Source organism: Empedobacter sp. 225-1, from assembly GCF_030328185.1.
In the GTDB taxonomy this organism is placed as follows: domain Bacteria; phylum Bacteroidota; class Bacteroidia; order Flavobacteriales; family Weeksellaceae; genus Empedobacter; species Empedobacter stercoris.
Genome location: NZ_JACALO010000006.1, coordinates 1 through 18,637 on the forward strand (window position 1 = coordinate 1; position 18,637 = coordinate 18,637).

Here is an 18,637-nt window from a genome sequence, read left to right on the forward strand (position 1 = left end):
GTTTCAAATGACGATAATAAACCTGTCGGTCAACCCCGAACAATTCACAGGAGAAACTTATGGTTTCTTTTTGTTCCTTTCGGAAAGAATCGATAGTTCGGGTGGTGAGTTTTTTCGTATATCAATTTGATATTCCTCTTCGGCAAGGTTAATCATCATATCGAAAATAATGGCTTTTTTATCAGCCACATAAGCTTGTTTCTCAAGGAAAGCCTTCTGCTTTTGCAAAAGCTTTACTTGGGCTTCAAGCTCCATGATCTTTTGTTCTGGTGACTTTGGCATATTCGAGGGTGTTTGGTTCTCCCAATCAAAGGTACCAAATTTTCTGAGCCAACTCATAACTGTACTTCGGGCTTGGATGCCATACTTACGGCAAGCGCCCACAGTAGATAATTCCCCAGACTCAATTTCTTTTACAACATTCAACTTAAAAGACATACTGTAATCGCGCTGAGTACGTTTGACATAATTGCTTCTTTCTTCCATAATAACGATTTCTTTTTTGTATCGCTATTTCAGGACGGGACACGTTATTACATATAAAAAGCTGTCTTATCTGAGAAAGCTTTTATTTTTTGTATTGATTATACGCTTTATCTAATCGAGTTTTTATTCTTTTTTTCACTAACCTTGGTGCAAGAATTTCAATTTCTTCACCAAAGCCTAAAAGTTCTCGTTCTAACTCAAAATTATGCACCACTTCTATCGAAAACAACGTTCCTTCATCTGTAATCTCCAATGTTTTTTGCGATGCATGAATAGGTTTTGTTACGACATAAGGCGCCAATTTTTTATTAACCCGAAAAATAACTCGTTGCTCCCTTTCTTTCACGTTTTTTGTCACACCAATCGCATTATTATAATACGTATCAAAATCAATTTCTAACTCATCAATAAACGGCTCATTGGCCAATTCATAAAACTCAACAATCCTATCCAAAGCCAAAGTATACAACTTCATGTCTTTTCTCGATTTAGCCAATAAAAACCAACGATTGCGATATTCTTTCAACAAATACGGATAATAAACTTGTTGTTTTGGTTCTTGACTTTTTGCTTTGAACGATTGATACGAAATCAACAAAGGTTGTTTCTTGACAATTGCTTGATACAACCGATTCAAATGTTCTAAACCTTTTAATAAAGGATTTTCTTCGAACTGAATATAATTTGGTTGTTGATGAGTTTGCTTGGATAAATTATTTTCGAGGCGCGTAATAATCTCATTCATATCATCAAAATAATTAAAACCATTCAATTGTTTCATCACCGAAATCACTTCTTTCATTTTATCCAAATCTGCAGACGAAACTGGTGAATTATGAATCGAATACTCTCGATCTTCATATTCATAAAACTTTTTTTCACGCACAACAATTGGCGCATTATAGCCCAATTTATCACTACGCATCACTTGTAAGTCACCTTGTATCGTTCGTTTCGAAACTCCAGACGTTATTCCTTCGTATTCATACAATGCTTCCGAAACTTTTTCTATCAAATCTTCTAATGTCCATTTTCTGAAATGATTTTGCAAACATTTATCAATCGTTTGGTAGCGTATTAATGCAATTTTATTAGTTGCCATGGTTGATTTCTTTGTTCAATACTACAAATTTCAAATCAAAGTACGCAATCTATTTGCGTAGAAATTTTTATTTCAACTTTTATTCAAAATATTTTCAATATAAAACCCTCTATTCATCATTATTTACAAATTATTTTAATAAAAATTTTTATTACGCAATTCTCTTGCGTACTTCTACTTCAACTTTGTCAAAGGTTTAACAACCAAATGATTTTAATTGTTCCTTGACTAATGTTTCAGTATAGCATTGTAGTAGAAAATGTTTCATCACTTCTATTCTGAATAATTAAAATTATCAACGGATGGGTCGTAGGTTCGAATCCTACTTTCAGGAAACTGAAATAACTCAGTGGGTAGAGCAATTCATACAGACTTTAAATCTGTTCATCGCCCGAAAGGGCAACATTGAAAACAAAAAAGCTAAAAAATTTTCTTTTCGAATAAAGAATTTATTTCGTAGAAATGAATTTGAAATAAGATCAAAAAACTTGATTAAAACCTGAATTTGAAACTTTAGTTGATGATTGATTTCAAAAGTTTAGATAAGACATCAAGTCAAAATGATTGGAGGAAATATTTAAAAACAAGACATCAAAACAAGCTGCTCAAACTTCAAATTCCGTTTTAAAAAAAGGAAAATGATTTAGCTTTTTTAATTAGATAATCTGTCACATTGAACTTGTCGAGGACAGAATAACATAAAATAAGAGAGACGATTCTTCGATAAACAAAGAATGACAATAATTCGTCAATTCGAGTGGTTTTCGTTTCGAAAGAAAAAGAAAATTATATTGAGAACAGAGAATTTTTCAATCCTTTTTCTCGATACAAAATTGTTTCACAATTTCACTCGAAATGACGGTTTGAAAAAATAATAAAAACCAATAAAAAAATAGATAATGAAAAAATTAGCGATTAACAACCAAGAAATTGGAATCTATATCAAAAATAACGAAGTAGAAAAAATTTACACAAGAGGAAATTTTTGGATTTTCTTCAATAAAAATATCGAAAAACTAAACATCAACGAAATAATTGATGAAAAATTCCAGGCAATGTTTATGGAAAATGAAATATTGAAAGAAATGGTTGATTTTATAGAAGTGTTGCATAATGAGGTATTGATTATTTACAAAAACAATCAATCATACAATTCGTTTTACAATAAAAATGTAATGATTTGGAAAAATTCAACTCAATTAAAAGCTGTAAAATTTGATTTGAATTCTACTGACGAAATTAAGAATTTAACAAAAAGAGAAATTGATATTTTAAGAAAAGCTGGTGCGATTCGTATTATTTCAATTCCAACTTATCATGAAGGAATTTTGTTTAAAGACAATGAATTTGACTCGGTTTTTAAAGCTGGTGAGTATAAATTTTATAACAACGAAGTCAAAATTTCGATGGTTTCTTATGATATGCGTCCGCAAACAATTGAAATTTCTGGACAAGAAATTTTGACAAAAGATAAAGCACAATTACGAATCAATTTTATGGTAGACTACCAAATCACAGATTTGATAAACGCTTTTCAATCGAACAAAGATTTCGAGAAAATGATTTATCAAGCGATTCAATTGGGATTGAGAGAATTTATTGGCAATATGAATTTTGACGATTTGATGTCGGATAAAAATTCGGTAACGAATTATATTATTCAAAAATATCAAACTCAATTTGAAAAAATTGGTCTAAAATTAATCAACGCAGGGATGAAAGATATTATTCTTCCTGGAGAAATAAGAGAAATTATGAACCGTGTTTTGATTGCCGAAAAAACGGCTCAAGCCAATTCGATTACACGTCGTGAAGAAACTGCTTCGACAAGAAGCTTGTTAAACACAGCAAAATTGATGGAAGAAAATGAAACTTTATGGAAATTAAAAGAAATGGAATACATTGAAAAAATAGCTGATAAAGTTGGAGAAATCTCAATTTCTGGTAGATCAAATGTATTAAATGAATTAAAAACAATGTTTACTAAATAATATTCTAACCAAATTATATGAAAACAACTGAACAACAAAACAAACCAATTAATGGAAATGATTTGATTGCCTTGGGTTATCCTGAAAATGAAATATTAGGAATCGCCTTAAAAATCAACAAAAAAAAGAAATGGTTACACAAAAGCAGAAATTCTTGATAAATATGTGCAAGTTTTATCTTCGCCACAAGATTTCTTAGAAGATAAAGTTTTTAAAACATTGGCAAAAGGTTTTATTGATGGAATTCATTCGCCAAAACAAGATGAAAACTTAATTGAATTGAAAGAAAATCCTAACGATTTCAATATTTATGGTGCAGAAAATATTGAAGACGGTGCTTTAGAACAAATGAAAGTTGCGATGAAACTTCCTGTGACAATTGCTGGTGCAATTATGCCAGATGCGCATCAAGGATACGGTTTACCAATTGGTGGTGTTTTAGCGACAAAAAATGCGATTATTCCTTATGGTGTCGGTGTTGATATTGGTTGTAGAATGGCTTTATCGATTTATGATTTACCAGCTTCTCATTATTTTGAACATCACGATTCGTTAAAAGAAACGTTGATAAAAAACACAAAATTTGGTGCAGGCCATGGATTTCATGGTCAATACAAAGCAGAACATCAGGTTTTGGATGACACAAAATTTGAAACGAATTCATTTATTCAGAATTTAAAAGACAAAGCGTGGTCGCAATTAGGTTCTTCTGGTGGTGGAAACCACTTTGTAGAATTTAGTTTGATCGATTTCAAAGAAGATGATGAGAAATTAAACATCAAAAAAGGTTCGTATTTAGCTTTATTGACACATTCTGGATCGAGAGGTTTCGGTGCTACTATTGCTGGATATTACACTAAAATCGCTAAAGAAATTTGTAAACTTCCGTATAAAGCACAAAATTTAGCTTATTTGGATTTGGATTCTGCAGAAGGTCAAGAATACTGGATTGCGATGAATTTAGCGGGTGAATATGCTTCGGCTTGTCACGAAATTATTCATCAAAAAATCGCAAAATCAATTGGTGCTGAAGTTTTAGCGAAAGTAGAAAATCATCATAATTTTGCTTGGAAAGAAATTCACAATGATGAAGAAGTAATTGTGCATCGAAAAGGTGCTACACCAGCTGCTAAAGATGTGATGGGAATTATTCCAGGTTCGATGACTGCACCAGGATTTTTGGTTCGAGGAAAAGGTGAAGAAAATTCGATTCATTCGGCTTCGCATGGAGCTGGTCGACAAATGAGCAGAACACAAGCGATAAAATCATTGTCTCAACACAAGATAAATGATTATTTAAACGATTTTGGAATTACATTAATTGGCGGTGGAAAAGACGAAGCTCCAATGGCATACAAAGATATTCACGAAGTAATGGCTGCTCAACAAGATTTAGTTGATGTTGTGGCGATATTTACACCAAAAATGGTCCGAATGGCTGATGACGGCTCAAGAGAAGATTAAATGAAAAGCCTGAACAAATTTGTTCAGGCTTTGTATAGTCTAAAAGATTAAATCCATTCCTTTGGATGCATTAATACATCAAGTAATTTAGCTTCTGGTGAATCTGTTTCAGGCTGATGATTATAATGCCATTGTACGTGTTTCGGTAAACTCATTAAAATAGATTCAATTCTACCATTTGTTTTTAAGCCAAACAAAGTACCTCTGTCATGAATTAAATTAAATTCAACATAACGACCTCTCCTTATTTCTTGCCACTCTTTTTGAGCGGCAGTATATTCGTCATACTTATGTTTTTCAACAATTGGCAAATAAGCTTCTAAAAAAGAATTTCCGACTTCCGTCACAAAATCATACCATTTTTCAACAGGCATTTCTTCGGTTGGTTTTAAGTAATCAAAAAACAAACCACCCACTCCTCTTGCTTCTTCGCGATGCGTATTCCAAAAGTATTTATCACATTCTTGTTTATATTTAGGATAAAATGAATCATTATGTGCATCACAACTTTTTTTACAAACCGAATGCCAATGAATAACATCATTTTCATCTAAATAATAAGGTGTCAAATCTTGACCTCCGCCAAACCATTGATCTACAACATTTCCATCTTGATCATACATTTCGAAATATCTCCAATTAGCATGTGTTGTTGGAATATGTGGACTTGTTGGATGAATAACCAAACTCAATCCACAAGCAAAAAATTTACCTGATGAAACATTTAGCGCTTTTTGCATTGTTTCTGGTAATTCACCATAAACTTTCGAGATATTAACACCAGCTTTCTCAAAAACAGCACCGTCAGTTAAAACACAAGAAAGACCTCCACCTCCTTCTTCGCGATGCCATTCGTCTTTTATAAATTTTGCTTTACCATCTACTGCTTCTAACTGAGCAATAATCTTCTTTTGAAGATCTTGTATATATTGGAAAAATTGATCTTTCATCATAATTATTTTTCCAAATATACTAATGATATCTACTCGTGATGAAATTAGGTTTAGGTTTAAATAAGATTAAGCAATAATTAAAATAAAAAAAACACATATTAATTAATAATTTTAAATGGTATATTAAAATTCAAGCTTGCTGCTTCTCCTTTTTCAGTAACAGCAGGAATTATTTTCTTATTATCTTTTTTCAATTTTACAACATAATTTACAAAAGCTTTGTAAGAAGAAACTTCTCTGAATCAGTTCCAATTATTTCTAAATCTTGAAACTCGCCTTCTTTACTTATTTTGAATTTAACCTTTGTATTAACATTTATTTCATTAATTGTTAAATCATTACTTTTTAAAACCTGTTCTACTTCAAACAATAGTTGTTTATTAAAATATTTACTAAAGCAGTCTGCTAATTTCTGTACACCTTTCTTCTCATATTTTTCACATCCAGGGTAAATTAACATTACAGCTTTTCTATTTCTTGTCCAAATAAAACAGAGCTAAATAGCAATAGTATAAATAGTAGTTTCATTGTATTTTATATTTAACTAAAATAATCAAAACATCAAATCAATGTAATCAATTATATTTATTACAATTTAAAACACGATATATATAATTGATATATTCTTAAAGAAATAAAATCACACCAATAGTCTTTATAATAACTGATTTACAATTGTTTAATAAAATAAAAAACGAATAATTATCTAATTCCCCATCAATACAATACTTACACAAAAAAGTTATTAACAATATTATTCACAAAACAAATCTTTGTCCTACATTTGCAAAAGAAATTTTATAAAAGAAAATATAAATGTCACAAAACGGAATTCCATCGGTTAATTTAGCAGACTTTTTATCTGATGATCCTGCAAGAAAACAAAAATTTGTCAACGAAATTGGTCAAGCATATGAAGAAATAGGATTCGTTGCTTTGAAAGGACATTTTTTATCTGACGAATTAGTTGAAAATTTATATAAAAGCGTTCGCGAATTTTACGCTTTACCTACAGAAACTAAACAAAGTTATATCGTAGAAGGCATTGGTGGTCAACGTGGTTATACGGCTTTCGGAAACGAACATGCTAAAGGTAGAACTGTTGGTGATTTGAAAGAATTTTGGCATTTTGGACAGTATTTAACTGAAGAAGATAAAGCGAAATACAATTATCCAGAAAACGTGAAGGTAAATGAAGTTCCTGGTTTTAATACTTATGGAGAAGAAACATACCTACAATTAGAAAAAACTGGAGTTTACGTATTGCGTGCTTTGGCCTTATTCTTAGATTTAGATGAGTTTTATTTTGATGATAAAGTAAAAAACGGAAATTCTATTCTAAGAGCAATTCACTATCCTCCTATCACAGAAGAACCTAAGGATGCTGTTCGTGCAGGTGCTCACGGTGACATCAACTTGATTACGTTATTAATGGGCGCTCAAGGTCGTGGATTACAAGTTCAACGTCACGACGGAACTTGGGTTGACGCAATTGCCGCTGACGACGAATTAGTTATTAATGTTGGTGATATGTTATCTCGTCATACAAACAACAGATTAAAATCTACTATTCATCAAGTGGTGAATCCTGAGAAAGAACTATGGGGAACATCTCGTTTTTCTATACCTTTCTTTATGCATCCAGTTTCTGATATGGATTTATCTGTTTTAGATAATTGTATAACAGAGGAAAATCCAAAACAATTTGAAGATATTACTGCTGGAGATTTTTTAACTCAGCGTTTAAAAGAAATTGGTTTAATTAAATAAACCATATTTAATCTATTATTTCAAAAAAAGAGAGTTGATTTTTTCAACTCTCTTTCTTTTTACATACCTTTTACGTACATATTGTAGTTAAATATATCCAAACACAACAAGGTGTATTTATAATCACTTTTATTGATATTCACTTCTAAAATTGGATCAGAATTGTAAAATCTAATTTTTAAATTGTCATTTTTATCCAACAACAAATAAATAGAAGAAATCGTCGGTCTAATCTCATTCATCCAATTTTTCAATAACTCTGTAGAGTCTTTAATTAATTCAAACTTCTGAAAATAATCTTGAAAAAAATTCTCTAATCGTTGTACTTGTGTTAATCGATCTAATTCACGATACAAATCTATAAAAGCACATAACTTTTCTCTTTTCGGACAAACACATGGATAAGGATGTTCGCCATTGTAAAACCATCTTTGCCACTTTTTACAACTTGTTTCGTCAATCGCTTTTTCAAATTCATCTTCATATTTCAAAAGCCACCAATTCATTCGGCAAATTCGTAAACTACCTTTTGAAAGCTGTAAAAGTTCGTCTATATAAGCACTAACATTTAACATGAAATAGAAAATTAAAGTACAGCTAATTTACAATTTTTTTTTCTTGAATTTTAAGATTTTAAGAATAATTTTTCGAATTTTAATATCTTAAAACTTTCATCAAATAAAAAGTTATAAAAGAACATTTTATCATGCATGATTTTATTCTTCATTTGTACATTTCGAACTGGGATTAAGACATTAAACTGAAACTTCCTATCTTTCTCAAAATGTGCTACTGCAGCATAATAAACCAAATTATACCATGAATCAATCGGTGCGTAAATTCCATAAAAATCTGGGTACAAAGCATCCGATTCATTCTTATAAACATTTGTAATTGTATAGTGATCTATTTCAAATTTTGTGACACATTTATAGGGAGATAATTTAGTACAAAAAGATAAATTTTGATCGTACTTCGCCCCATCTAATTGCAAACCAAATTCATCCATTTTTAAGTCTTGGAATTTATTAATTGTTGGATCAATTACAATTATTTTATTCGGAAAAGCCAAACTTTGTTTTTGGATATCCTGCAAAATAGTATCATAAATCGTCGTTCGTATTTGATCTGGATTAATAATTTGCGCATCAACTGATAAGAATAAGTTGAAGGTTAAGATGAATAAAAATAGTCTCATTCTGTTTTTTGATTAAAATTTATTTACCTTTATTAGGCTGTTAAAATGAAATCAAAATTAACACAAAGATTCTAATTCGTATTATTTCTTCATTGTAATGTGATTAAATAGTTAAATTATCGTTAAAATAAAGCTTTTTAATTTTTCTCTTACAGTATATTAATAAAAGCTAACTATTTACTTTAAAAGCATATAATCAATTACAAATAATTAGTATAGTTTTTATCTATATTCAGTATAAATAAAAACTTTAACTATTTTTTCAAATAAGACATAAAACTAAGACATTTGCAGTGTCAAATAATTTATTCATAGATAGTAAGACAAAGAGGACAAACGAGTATAAGGAAATGGATTTATGAAGTTTGAAATTACTCGCACTCTTTTTTACTTTTTAGAGTTTTTTATAGTAGTTTAGGTTGGTTAGTAATCCGTTCTTATAGAACGGATTTTTTTTTTATAGCTGTTTTATAAAATCTCTCAGTAAGTTGTATACCTTTTCAGAATAACTTAAATCTAAATTTTCGGGTGTATCATAAGGATCATGATAAAAACCTTTTCCTCCTAATGTATAAATAAAAAAAGACGGAACACCTTTCATATAAAACGGACAATGATCAGAATTACATGCTTCTCCTCTTGTTTTTATTTCTCTAAGATAATTATTTTTGGAATTTATTTTTACTAATTGTTGAAACTCCTTCAAAAATATCTTACCATTCACCACTTGAACCCCCTGTTCGCCAGCTCCCATAATATCCAAATTAATTAAAAACTTGATTCGGTTCAAAGAAAATAATGGATGATTAACATAATAATCTGCACCTAAAATACCAGCTTCTTCGCCTGCAAAAGCCATAAAAACGGTTTTATATTTGGGTTGATGTTGAGAATAATACTTCATTAACGTCATCATCATTGCGGTTCCACTTGCATTATCACTTGCTCCTGAAAAAATTGTAGACCCCACTTTTCCTAAATGATCATAGTGCGCAGCAATTACAACTACACTATCGTTGTTCTTTCCTTCTATATACCCAATTATATTATTTGCTTCGAAAGAATTATTCAATTCTGATTCAATAAAAAAATCGTTTATTTTTAAGTTTTTTGTAAAGTAATTATCCGAAATAATAAATTCTGAAACCGAAGATCTTCTTTGACTTAGACTTGCAGTTAGTTTATCCGAAGTAAATCTAAAAATAGCCCGATGTTGGTTGTTATCTTTTTCATAAATATTCGCCCATTGCTTGTAATATTGCTGAATAGAATCAACTTTTGTTTGTAATGGAGGCAAAATAATGTGTTTCTCTTTTTGATTTTGATTATCCTTTATAATAAAACTTCTTGTCTTTTCTTTAGATTGAAAAGATGCGATATATGCAACTGTATCAAATATATAAAAGGGTAAATCAACTTTAGATATTGACTTAGAGCTTGGTTTCACAATAAAATCAATCCCATATTTTAACTCTTTTCCATTTATTTTCAACTTTGCATCTTTAATTACATTAATCGGAAAAGTGAATGTTTGATGATAATCCGAAGAAAATGATTTTAGTCCATTTTTTTGAAATTCGTTTTGTATATAAATACCCGCATTCCTCATTCCATCTTCTACATAACCACGTCCAGCAAAAGATTTTGAAGTAAGTGAATCTAAAACTGTTTTAAAATAATTTTGATCAAACGATTGAGCTTTAGCTATCGCAACTGTAAAACAAGAAATCAATCCAAAAAGTATTATTTTTTTCATCATCATTTGATTCATATTCTTTAAAAAAAACATTCAACACAAACTCAATTATCATTTTAATAAAAAACAACAACTATCTATAGTAACTCGTTAACAAATTTAGAAAATCTTTAAAGAGTAAATCAAATTAATACTACTATAATTTTTATATCTTGCATTATATAAGTTATTATAATAAAAACAACAAATCACAATTAAATGAAAGAAGTCGTAATAGTTTCAGCTGTTCGTACAGCAATGGGATCTTTTTTAGGAAGTTTATCAAATGTTCCTGCTACAGATTTAGGTGCAACAGCGATTAAAGGCGCTTTAAATAAAATTAACCTAGATGGTTCTTTGGTTGATGAAGTATACATGGGGAATGTTTTGCAAGCTGGAGAAGGACAAGCTCCTGCTAAACAAGCTATGATAAAAGCTGGTTTACCAAATACAATTCCTGCAACAACCGTAAATAAAGTATGTGCTTCAGGAATGAAAGCTGTTATGTTTGCAACACAAGCAATTCGTTTGGGTGACGCAGAGATTGTTGTCGCTGGAGGAATGGAAAACATGTCGATGGTTCCTTTTTATTCACCAAATGCAAGAACAGGTAATAAATACGGAAATACCGTTTTATTAGATGGTATTGTAAATGATGGGCTACAAGATTATTATAGCAAAGAAATGATGGGGCTTTTTGGAGATACTTGTGCAACTGAATTTAATATTTCTCGTGAAGAACAAGACGAATTTGCCATTAATTCTTATAAAAAATCGGCTGCAGCTTGGGCTGCGGGTAAATTTGATAATGAAGTTGTTCCTGTAGAAATTCCTCAACGTAAAGGAGAACCAGTTATTTTTAAAGAAGATGAAGAATATAAAAATGTAAACTTTGATAAAGTTCCAGGTTTACGCGCTGTTTTTTCTAAAGAAGGCACTGTAACTGCTGCTAATGCGTCAACAATTAATGATGGGGCTTCTGCTTTAGTTTTAATGTCTTTAGATAAAGCAAATGAATTAGGAATAAAACCTTTAGCTAAAGTAATTGCCTACGCTGACGCTTCTCAAGAACCTTCAAAATTTACGACTGCACCAGCGAAAGCGGTTGAGAAGTTATTGAAAAAAGCAAATATATCTGCAACTGATGTTGATTTTTGGGAATTTAACGAAGCGTTTTCAGTCGTTGGAATCGCTAATACTAAAATTTTAAACTTAGACTCTTCTAAAGTCAATGTAAATGGAGGTGCTGTTTCTATTGGTCATCCACTTGGAAACTCTGGATCTCGTATTTTAGTTACCTTATTAAACGTTTTAGAACAAAATGGAGGTAAAATTGGTGGAGCAGCTATCTGTAATGGTGGCGGTGGAGCTTCAGCGATGATTATCGAAAAAATGTAAAATTCAATTTCAAAAGATAAAAGCGTCTACTAGATAAGTGGACGCTTTTATCTTTTGAAATTGAAGGAATTGTAAAAAATATCAAAAACATTCTACATTTATTTATAATTGGCTAAAAAACCTTTTCTATATTTGTTGAACTGAACAAACACTTTTGTATGGAATATTTAGAATTTGAACAACCTATCAAAGATTTAGAAGAACAGTTATTAAGCTGTCAAATCGTCGGAGAAGGAAGCGGTGTTAACATCAAACAAGCTTGCGTTGAAATTGAGATTGCAATTGAAAATAAAAAGAAGGAAATCTATGGTAATTTAACACCATGGCAACGTGTACAATTGTCTCGTCATCCTTCTCGCCCTTATACTTTAGACTACGCTTACGCGATTACAGATAATACATTTATCGAAATTCACGGAGACAGAACATTTGCTGATGATAAAGCTATGGTTGGTGGTATGGGAAAAATCAATGGTCAAACTTTCATGATTATTGGTCAACAAAAAGGTAAAAACACCAAAGAAAGACAATATCGTCGTTTCGGGATGTCTAATCCAGATGGTTACCGCAAAGCATTACGTTTAATGAAATTAGCAGAAAAGTTTAATATTCCTGTTCTTACTTTAGTCGATACTCCAGGTGCATATCCAGGTTTAGAAGCTGAAGAACGTGGACAAGGAGAGGCAATTGCTAAAAACATCTACGAAATGTTAAAACTTACTGTTCCTGTAATTACAGTTGTAATTGGTGAAGGAGCTTCTGGTGGAGCTTTAGGAATTGGTGTAGGAAATAAAGTTTTCATGATGGAAAACACGTGGTACTCTGTAATTTCACCAGAAAACTGTTCGACTATTTTGTGGAGAAGTTGGGATTACAAAGAACAAGCTGCTTCTCAAATGAAATTAACTGGACCTGATATGTTAGAATTAGGATTAATTGAAGACATTATACAAGAACCTCTTGGTGGTGCTCATTACAAGCCAGAAGTTGCGTACACAAATCTTAAAAATAAAGTTTTGGAAACGTACAATGAATTGAAAAAATTATCTCCAAAAGAACTACAAACGCAACGTCAAGAGCGTTATATCAAGTTCGGAGAATTTTCAGGATAATACATTTTACAACAACATGTATTGTAGAATATACGAATTTAAAACGAGATATAAAATTAGTTATATCTCGTTTTTTTCTTTAATTTTGAGCCTCTTATGGAACAAGCAAATTATAATCCTGAAATACCAGCCAACAAGCGCAATATCATTGGTTTAGAGAAAGGTAAACTTCCTCCACAAGCTGTTGATTTAGAGCAAGCTGTACTTGGTGCGATGATGATTGATAAAAAAGGGCTGGATGAGGTAATCGACATCCTTACACCACAAGTTTTTTATCGTCCCGAGCATCAAGCGATTTATGCTGTCATTCAAAAATTATTTAACGATTCTGAACCGATTGATTTGTTAACGGTTTCGAATGAATTAAAAAAAGACGGCAAATTAGATCGTATTGGAGGTGATTATTATTTAATCCAATTAACACAAAAAGTTTCTTCTTCTGCACACGTCGAATATTACGCACGTGTGATTCAAGAAAAATATATTTTACGTCGGTTAATTGAAATTTCGAGCCAAGTGATCGAAAAATCATACGACGATACAGCAGATGTTTTTGATTTATTAGATTATTCCGAATCGAAATTATTCGAAATTACAGAAGGTGGTATCAAACGTAGTTATTCAGAAGCCAAAGATTTGGTAACTGAAGCAATTGATAAAATTAAGGCCCAATCTACAAAAGAAGGAATGTCTGGTTTATCTTCTGGATTTACGGAGATTGATAAAATTACTTCTGGTTGGCAAGAATCCGATTTGATTATTTTAGCCGCTCGTCCAGGTATGGGTAAGACTGCCTTTATCCTTTCGATGGCGAAAAATATGACGGTTGATAAAAATATTCCAGTTGCTGTTTTCTCTTTAGAGATGTCTTCTGTTCAGTTGATTACACGTATGATTTCAGGTGAAACAGGGATTTCAGGTGAAAAATTGCGTAAAGCAAAATTGGCTGACCACGAGTGGAAACAATTATATACAAAAGTAAAGGGTCTTGAAAATGCACCTTTATATATCGATGATACTCCCGCCCTTTCGATTTTCGATTTAAGAGCAAAAGCACGTCGTTTGGTTTCTCAGCATGGCGTAAAAATGATTTTAATTGACTACTTGCAATTAATGACGGCCGGTGGAAAAGCAAACGGAAATCGTGAACAAGAAATTTCGATGATTTCGCGCTCATTAAAAGCGATTGCAAAAGAATTAAGTATTCCTGTTATTGCACTTTCGCAATTATCGCGTTCGGTAGAAACACGTGGAGGAAGTAAACGACCTTTACTTTCAGATTTACGTGAATCTGGAGCGATTGAACAAGATGCCGATATCGTTTCGTTTATTTATCGTCCCGAATATTATAAACTCGAATATTGGGATGACGAGAGTGAACCTTGTGCTGGACAAGCTGAATTTATCATTGCGAAACACCGTAATGGTGCGTTAGAAAATGTACGTTTACGCTTCATTAATGAACAAGCTAAATTTACTGATTTAGAAACTTCTTATGGTAGCGATTTCGAAATTCAAAGTTCAATGAATGATGGTTCGCAAGAAATGGGAAGTGCTATGAATTTATCTGCTATTGATCCTTCAGATGCCTTTGGAGATTTTGGAAGTGAGTTTACCAGCTCAATGAACAATGACGACGATAATTTACCATTTTAATACATAAAATCAATTTAAATAAGATATATCTTAAGCTGAAATCATTTTCAGCTTTTTTTGTTTATATTAATTACAATTAACAATTCTTTCAAGCTTATGGTGACCATCTTAGTATTTGAAATCTTGAAATACTTTTGAAATATTCTATTTTCAATAAACTAAAAAATACTTATTCATCATTCCTTGCTATCAACTCAATTACATTTTATTCGATAAACTATCAGTTTTATTTATCCTAAAAGTTTTGTTAGGAACGAGAATTGCTACAACTTTGTATAGATTAAATAAAGAGTGAAATGGCAAGTTCAATCAGAACACTAAATCCTGCTACAGGTAAAATCGAAAAAGAATTTCAAGCCTACACAAGCGAAGAAATCAATCAATATATAGACGACGCAAACGAATTATATCAAACATGGCGATTCGAATCTTTTGAAGATCGAAAAGCTGTAATGAAACGTGTTGCAAACGAAATGCGTAAACAAAAATCACGATTAGCAGCTTTAATTACAACTGAAATGGGTAAACCATTGCATGAAAGTGAAATCGAAATTGAGTATAGCGCAAATATTATCGATTATTATGCAGATAATGCAGAAGAATTTTTAGCAAATGTTCCTTTACAAACAGAAAAAGGTGACGCCTATGTAGTTTCAGAACCTATTGGTGTTTTGTTAGGTGTTATGCCTTGGAATTTTCCTTTTTCTCAAATAGCACGTTTTGCAAGTCCACATATCATGGCTGGTAACACGGTTGTTTTGAAAACAGCTTCTAATATTCCGCAATGTGGAATTGCATTCGAAGAAATGTTTATAGCAGCTGGTGCACCAAAAGGTTTGTACAAAAACTTATTGATGTCAGGAAAAGATACAGATGTAATTATCAATAACCCAAAAATAGTTGGTGTTTCTTTAACTGGTTCAGAAGCAGCAGGTGCAGAAGTTGCAAGTATTGCAGGTAAAAATGTAAAACCTTTAGTTTTAGAACTTGGTGGTTCTGATCCAATGATTGTTTTAGATGATGCCGATATCGAAAAAGTAATGAACGGAACAATTAATGGACGTTTGCGTAATGCTGGACAAGCGTGTACTTCTTCGAAACGAATTATTGTACAAGAAGGTATTTACGACGAATATTTAAAACGAATTACAGCTCATGTAAATGGAATGAAAGTTGGCGATCCGACACAAGCAGATACTAATATGGGTCCTGTCAGTTCAGAAAATGCCTTAGAAAAATTATTGGAGCAGATCAATGATTCAGCAAATAAAGGTGCAACAATTCTTGCTGGAGGAAAACGTATTGATCGTGATGGCTTCTTTTTACAACCAACAATTTTAACAGATTTAAAACCTGGAATGAAGGCCTATGACGAAGAAGTTTTTGGACCTGTGATTTGTATTTGGAAAGTTAAGGATGTAGAAGAAGCAATCAAAATTGCGAATGATACGCCTTACGGATTAGGTGCTTCTATTTATACAGAAGATGTTCCGAATGCGGAGAAAATCGCTCGTAGAATAGATTCGGGAATGGTTTACGTAAACAAACAAGTTTCTTCAAGCCCAGATTTACCTTTTGGAGGAGTAAAACATTCGGGATATGGACGTGAACTTTCTAAAGCTGGAATTTTAGAATTTGTGAACAAGAAATTAATCATGATTGCAAAATAGTTTTTCGATCAGCATGATCAAACATAAAAAAATGCAACTTTTAAGAGTTGCATTTTTTTATTGAATAAAACCTTGTTTTTGTTCCATTTGGTCAATTTTGAAAAGAATCAAATCGCGCATTATTTTCGCTCTATTTTTAGCTTCATTTGCAATCTCTCCTTCAAAATTTTCGTCAATTATTCCAAACCACAATTCCATCCAACGTTCGAAATGATGTGGTTTTAATTTTTCTTTCTGACTCAAAACCAAATGTGTTCGCATTGGCCAACCTTCAAAAGTTGCTTTTCCCAACAAAACAGTTTCCCAAAACTGAATCATATGCGGTAAATGTTCGTCCCAATTTACTTGTGCAACTTCCGAAAAAAAGTAACCAATGACATCATCTTTTTGCACTTTATCGTAAAACGTATTTACCAATAAAGCAACATCTTCTGAAGTTTCGATATCTTTTTTCATTAAAACAAATTTACAAAGAACTTAATTCAATTCATCAATGTTTTTAATCACAAAAAAATGCAGTAATTTTACAGTCTTATAAAAACGAATAGAATTGGATAGCAATAGACAACAAAAAGTAAGTAAATTATTTCAAGAAGAATTAGCAGAAGCTTTTAGAAAATGGGCTGTAAAGGAATTCCCAGGAAATTTGATTAGTGTTACAGAAGTAAAAGTAACACCAGATTTAGGCGTTTCTAAAATCTATGTTAGTATTTTCCCTAACACTCAAAAAGATGAAATTTTCAAGGAAATAAAAGTAAATACACCGTTTTTTAGAGGAATTTTATCAAAAAGTGCTTCTAAACAAATGCGTATTACACCTGAATTAATTTTTATTTTAGACAATTCGTTAGACGAAATGGATAAAATCGACAAAGCGTTAAGAGGAGAAGGAAATAATCCGATCTTATAATGAGAAACATTTCGCTTTACATTGCAAAACGCTACATTTTTTCGAAAACGAATACAAATGCTGTAAACATTATTACATCGATTGCTGTTGGTGCTATTTTGGTTGCTACAGCTGCTTTGTTTATCATTTTATCCGTTTTTTCGGGTTTAGAAAAAATGAATTTAAAATATTATAGCAATGTAAATCCTGAAATTAAAATCTCTCCTTCGAAAGGAAAAGTATTAGACAGTTTAACTTTTGTTGTGGATCAATTGAAACAACAAAAAGAGGTTAAAGCTTTTTCGAAAATCATCGAAGAAAAAGTCTACATTAATTACAAAGGAAAGCAAGATATTGCCTACTTGAAAGGTGTAGACGAAAACTTTACCAAAGTTACCCGTTTGGATACGGTAATTTATGGTGGACAATATTTAGATTATACACGAGCGGATAATTTTATTGTTTCGAATGGAATTGCAGAACGTTTGCAACTTTATATCGATCCGATAACGCCAGCAGATTTGATGATGCCAAAGGCAGGAACTGGTTTAATCAAACAAGAAAGTGACGCTTTTACGAGTAAAGATGCGTATAGTGTTGGTGTCTTTATGTTGAATGAACAATATGATAAACATATTTTTACAACACTTGGATTAGCGCAAGAATTATTACTTTTGAATCAAGATCAATGTTATTCGATTGAAGTTAAAACAACTGGCAAAAAGTCGTTTAATGAAGTGAAGAATCAACTTCAAAAAACATTAGGCGATAATTATAAAATTGAAACCAGACAAGATTTAGATTCAGCTTTCTTGAAAGTGATGAATATGGAAAACTTGATTAGTTACCTGATTTTTACTTTAGTCATTATCATTGCGTGTTTTAATTTGGCAGGAACAATTATCATCTTGATTTTAGATAAAAAGAAAGAAATACAAACCATGTATAGTTTTGGTCTATCACGAAAAAACATTCGTAATATCTTCTTTCAAACTGGATTTATCATCACTTTTATTGCGATGACAACAGGTTTATTAATTGCTTCGGTAATTGGATTGTTACAAATTAATTTTGGATTGGTAATGGCATCCGCAACCGTTCCTTTTCCTTTTCTATTTTCTGTAGAAAACTTTATTGCTGTTATTATAACGGTATTAGGTTTAGGAAGTTTAGTTTCGTGGATAGTATCAAGACAAGTGAAATAAAAAACACA

Annotated in this window: 16 protein-coding genes and 1 pseudogene; 9 read left to right on the top strand and 8 right to left on the bottom strand. The window is 31.5% G+C overall.

All coding sequences use genetic code 11. The annotated features are described in order from the left end of the window. Positions 1-57: 57 nt before the first annotated feature. Positions 58-486 (bottom strand): helix-turn-helix domain-containing protein, encoded by a 429-nt coding sequence (locus tag HX088_RS02920; protein ID WP_286421175.1) that lies wholly within the window; start codon positions 484-486, stop codon positions 58-60. Between the two features lie 82 nt (positions 487-568). After that, positions 569-1,588 carry a helix-turn-helix transcriptional regulator gene (locus HX088_RS02925; protein ID WP_286483298.1) on the bottom strand — a complete coding sequence of 340 codons (1,020 nt, stop codon included), beginning with the start codon at positions 1,586-1,588 and terminating at the stop codon, positions 569-571. A gap of 899 nt (positions 1,589-2,487) precedes the next feature. Between HX088_RS02925 and HX088_RS02930 the strand changes: the two genes are divergently transcribed. After that, positions 2,488-3,579, top strand: a complete 1,092-nt coding sequence (locus HX088_RS02930; protein WP_286483300.1) for a slipin family protein — start codon at positions 2,488-2,490, stop codon at positions 3,577-3,579. A 17-nt stretch (positions 3,580-3,596) separates the two neighbouring features. Then, a pseudogene (locus HX088_RS02935) lies at positions 3,597-5,043 on the top strand (RtcB family protein). Positions 5,044-5,090: 47 nt separating this feature from the next. Here HX088_RS02935 and hemF read toward each other — a convergent pair. Together hemF and HX088_RS02945 are read right to left on the bottom strand one after the other, a co-directional pair. Next, the gene (hemF, locus tag HX088_RS02940; RefSeq protein ID WP_171622679.1) at positions 5,091-5,993 is read right to left on the bottom strand and encodes an oxygen-dependent coproporphyrinogen oxidase; all 903 of its coding nucleotides are present in this window, start codon (positions 5,991-5,993) and stop codon (positions 5,091-5,093) included. A gap of 211 nt (positions 5,994-6,204) precedes the next feature. Next, the gene (locus HX088_RS02945; protein ID WP_171622678.1) at positions 6,205-6,456 is read right to left on the bottom strand and encodes a hypothetical protein; all 252 of its coding nucleotides are present in this window, start codon (positions 6,454-6,456) and stop codon (positions 6,205-6,207) included. Positions 6,457-6,812: 356 nt separating this feature from the next. Between HX088_RS02945 and HX088_RS02950 the strand changes: the two genes are divergently transcribed. Then, positions 6,813-7,766, top strand: a complete 954-nt coding sequence (locus HX088_RS02950) for an isopenicillin N synthase family dioxygenase (protein ID WP_171622677.1) — start codon at positions 6,813-6,815, stop codon at positions 7,764-7,766. A gap of 59 nt (positions 7,767-7,825) precedes the next feature. Here HX088_RS02950 and HX088_RS02955 read toward each other — a convergent pair whose 3' ends face one another. From HX088_RS02955 to HX088_RS02965, 3 genes are all read right to left on the bottom strand, one after another. Continuing rightward, complete coding sequence (locus HX088_RS02955; protein WP_171622676.1) at positions 7,826-8,272, bottom strand: hypothetical protein; 447 nt, start codon at positions 8,270-8,272, stop codon at positions 7,826-7,828. A gap of 119 nt (positions 8,273-8,391) precedes the next feature. Then, positions 8,392-8,964 (bottom strand): hypothetical protein, encoded by a 573-nt coding sequence (locus HX088_RS02960; RefSeq protein WP_171622675.1) that lies wholly within the window; start codon positions 8,962-8,964, stop codon positions 8,392-8,394. Between the two features lie 457 nt (positions 8,965-9,421). Next, positions 9,422-10,720: a M28 family metallopeptidase gene (locus HX088_RS02965; protein ID WP_286483306.1), complete on the bottom strand. Its 1,299-nt coding sequence runs from the start codon at positions 10,718-10,720 to the stop codon at positions 9,422-9,424. A gap of 198 nt (positions 10,721-10,918) precedes the next feature. On the opposite strand from HX088_RS02965, the gene HX088_RS02970 reads away from it, so the two are divergent. The 4 genes from HX088_RS02970 (at position 10,919) to HX088_RS02985 (ending at position 16,535) form a co-directional block, all read left to right on the top strand. Beyond that, entirely contained in the window at positions 10,919-12,097 is a 1,179-nt protein-coding gene (locus tag HX088_RS02970) for a thiolase family protein (protein WP_284583964.1), read from the top strand. Between the two features lie 158 nt (positions 12,098-12,255). After that, positions 12,256-13,209, top strand: coding sequence for an acetyl-CoA carboxylase carboxyltransferase subunit alpha (locus tag HX088_RS02975; RefSeq protein WP_171622672.1), 954 nt, complete (start codon positions 12,256-12,258; stop codon positions 13,207-13,209). A gap of 96 nt (positions 13,210-13,305) precedes the next feature. Next, positions 13,306-14,865, top strand: coding sequence for a replicative DNA helicase (dnaB, locus tag HX088_RS02980; protein ID WP_225539324.1), 1,560 nt, complete (start codon positions 13,306-13,308; stop codon positions 14,863-14,865). A 296-nt stretch (positions 14,866-15,161) separates the two neighbouring features. Continuing rightward, positions 15,162-16,535 carry an NAD-dependent succinate-semialdehyde dehydrogenase gene (locus HX088_RS02985; protein WP_260543850.1) on the top strand — a complete coding sequence of 458 codons (1,374 nt, stop codon included), beginning with the start codon at positions 15,162-15,164 and terminating at the stop codon, positions 16,533-16,535. Between the two features lie 57 nt (positions 16,536-16,592). Here the strand turns inward: HX088_RS02985 and HX088_RS02990 are convergent, their stop codons facing one another. Continuing rightward, positions 16,593-16,991 carry a group III truncated hemoglobin gene (locus tag HX088_RS02990; protein WP_188319795.1) on the bottom strand — a complete coding sequence of 133 codons (399 nt, stop codon included), beginning with the start codon at positions 16,989-16,991 and terminating at the stop codon, positions 16,593-16,595. A gap of 94 nt (positions 16,992-17,085) precedes the next feature. Between HX088_RS02990 and rbfA the strand changes: the two genes are divergently transcribed. Both rbfA and HX088_RS03000 read left to right on the top strand, forming a co-directional pair. Continuing rightward, a complete protein-coding gene (gene rbfA, locus HX088_RS02995; RefSeq protein WP_188319794.1) occupies positions 17,086-17,445 on the top strand; it encodes a 30S ribosome-binding factor RbfA in 360 nt (119 codons plus the stop codon). After that, on the top strand, positions 17,445-18,629 hold the full coding sequence (locus HX088_RS03000; protein WP_260543854.1) for an ABC transporter permease: 1,185 nt from the start codon (positions 17,445-17,447) through the stop codon (positions 18,627-18,629). The genes rbfA and HX088_RS03000 overlap by 1 nt, the downstream gene beginning before the upstream one ends. Positions 18,630-18,637: the final 8 nt, after the last annotated feature.

Coding starts and splice junctions, on each gene's coding strand:
- HX088_RS02985 (WP_260543850.1), top strand. CDS start 15,162: ATGGCAAGTTCAATCAGAACACTAAATCCTGCTACAGGTAAAATCGAA.
- HX088_RS02965 (WP_286483306.1), bottom strand. CDS start 10,720: ATGAAAAAAATAATACTTTTTGGATTGATTTCTTGTTTTACAGTTGCG.
- HX088_RS02925 (WP_286483298.1), bottom strand. CDS start 1,588: ATGGCAACTAATAAAATTGCATTAATACGCTACCAAACGATTGATAAA.
- HX088_RS02960 (WP_171622675.1), bottom strand. CDS start 8,964: ATGAGACTATTTTTATTCATCTTAACCTTCAACTTATTCTTATCAGTT.
- HX088_RS02950 (WP_171622677.1), top strand. CDS start 6,813: ATGTCACAAAACGGAATTCCATCGGTTAATTTAGCAGACTTTTTATCT.
- HX088_RS03000 (WP_260543854.1), top strand. CDS start 17,445: ATGAGAAACATTTCGCTTTACATTGCAAAACGCTACATTTTTTCGAAA.
- hemF (WP_171622679.1), bottom strand. CDS start 5,993: ATGAAAGATCAATTTTTCCAATATATACAAGATCTTCAAAAGAAGATT.
- HX088_RS02920 (WP_286421175.1), bottom strand. CDS start 486: ATGGAAGAAAGAAGCAATTATGTCAAACGTACTCAGCGCGATTACAGT.
- HX088_RS02970 (WP_284583964.1), top strand. CDS start 10,919: ATGAAAGAAGTCGTAATAGTTTCAGCTGTTCGTACAGCAATGGGATCT.
- HX088_RS02975 (WP_171622672.1), top strand. CDS start 12,256: ATGGAATATTTAGAATTTGAACAACCTATCAAAGATTTAGAAGAACAG.
- HX088_RS02955 (WP_171622676.1), bottom strand. CDS start 8,272: ATGAATTGGTGGCTTTTGAAATATGAAGATGAATTTGAAAAAGCGATT.
- HX088_RS02930 (WP_286483300.1), top strand. CDS start 2,488: ATGAAAAAATTAGCGATTAACAACCAAGAAATTGGAATCTATATCAAA.
- HX088_RS02945 (WP_171622678.1), bottom strand. CDS start 6,456: ATGTTAATTTACCCTGGATGTGAAAAATATGAGAAGAAAGGTGTACAG.
- HX088_RS02990 (WP_188319795.1), bottom strand. CDS start 16,991: ATGAAAAAAGATATCGAAACTTCAGAAGATGTTGCTTTATTGGTAAAT.
- dnaB (WP_225539324.1), top strand. CDS start 13,306: ATGGAACAAGCAAATTATAATCCTGAAATACCAGCCAACAAGCGCAAT.